The 1,441-nt window shown below is 39.1% G+C and carries 1 protein-coding gene; it reads right to left on the minus strand.

The features are described from left to right. Nucleotides 1-93 precede the first annotated feature (93 nt). Nucleotides 94-1,441, minus strand: a 1,348-nt coding sequence (locus CXF78_RS00410) for a DUF885 domain-containing protein (RefSeq protein WP_102035675.1), incomplete at its 5' end; no start/stop codon positions are given.

Below are 1,441 nucleotides of genomic sequence, written 5' to 3' on the forward strand. Positions count from 1 at the left end.
AATTTGGCTCCTAAAATATAATAAAATAAAAATGTAACACTAACATAACGACAGAACGATGACATACTTAAGTCATCGTTCCTTTTACGGTATTTATTTTGCTAATTCAGCTTTTATCCAATCAGCGATTTTATTTTCCATCACCGCCATTGGTAACGACCCTGACGTGAGCAACTGATCATGAAAACCCTTTAAGTCAAATTTATCACCCAAAGCTTTCTCTGCATCTGCACGTAAGCGCAAAATAGTTAACTGGCCAACTTTATAAGATAGCGCTTGACCAGGTATAGCCATGTAACGCTCTACTTCTGCAACAATATCGGACTCCGCCATTGGAGAATTATCTTTCATGTATTGAATAGCTTGTTCGCGACTCCAGCCTTTCGCATGAAGTCCAGTGTCAACGACTAACCGCATCGCTCTTAACATTTCATCTGATAACTTACCAAAGTACTGATATGGATCATTAAATACGCCCATCTCAATGCCTAAATACTCTGCATACAACGCCCAACCTTCTTCAAACGCAGTGTAACCCTGGAAGCGCTGAAACTGTGGGACGTCAGTTAACTCTTGTTTAATCGCAATCTGAAAATGATGACCAGGAGCGGCTTCGTGCAATGATAGGGTTGTCATGCCCCATTTAGGTTGTGCTTTTAAGTTGTAAGTATTGATATAAAATACACCTGGGCGTGAACCGTCCACAGCAGGTGATTCATACGATGCACCAGCGGCAGATTTCTCACGAAAACTCTCTACGGGCTTAACAATGTAATCCGCTTTAGGCATTACATTAAAATACTGAGGTAATACTTGATTTATATGATCTTTAATTGCCATATAACCATCAATCAAATCTTTTCTGTCAGTAAAAAAGTACTGTGGTTCTGAAGATAAGGAGGCAAAAAATGCGGTTAAATCACCTTTAAAACCAACTTGCTCTCTCACCTTGTCCATCTCGGATAAAATACGTGCAACCTCAGACAAACCAATTTGATGTATTTCATCCACTGATAAAGTTGTTGTTGTGTGGCTATTAGCTAAGTGTTGATACCAATCTTTACCATTTGGCAGTCCCCACCAACCATCAGAAGCTCGTGAACTGGGTAAATACACATTTTTTACATAGTCACGTAACTGAGTCAATGCCGGTAATAGCTCAGAATCAATAAGTTGAGAGTATTCTTTGGTTAATTGTGCTTTTTGTTCAGCTGTAAAACTTTCAGGCAGTAAATTAATTGGGGAATAAAAAAAACTGCTCTGTGCATCAGTAACAAGTTGGGCATCCAACTGAGGAATAATCCGCTCGACAAGCACTCGTGGTAATACAACTTTACTTGCAATACCTTCATCCATACGTTGCTGTGCAAGTTTAGTCCAGTTAATAAACCCACGTAAGCGACTTAACCAATTTTGATAATCTTCAACAGTCTTAAATGGT

This window comes from Shewanella sp. 11B5 (assembly GCF_002836795.1).
Classification (GTDB): domain Bacteria; phylum Pseudomonadota; class Gammaproteobacteria; order Enterobacterales; family Shewanellaceae; genus Shewanella; species Shewanella frigidimarina.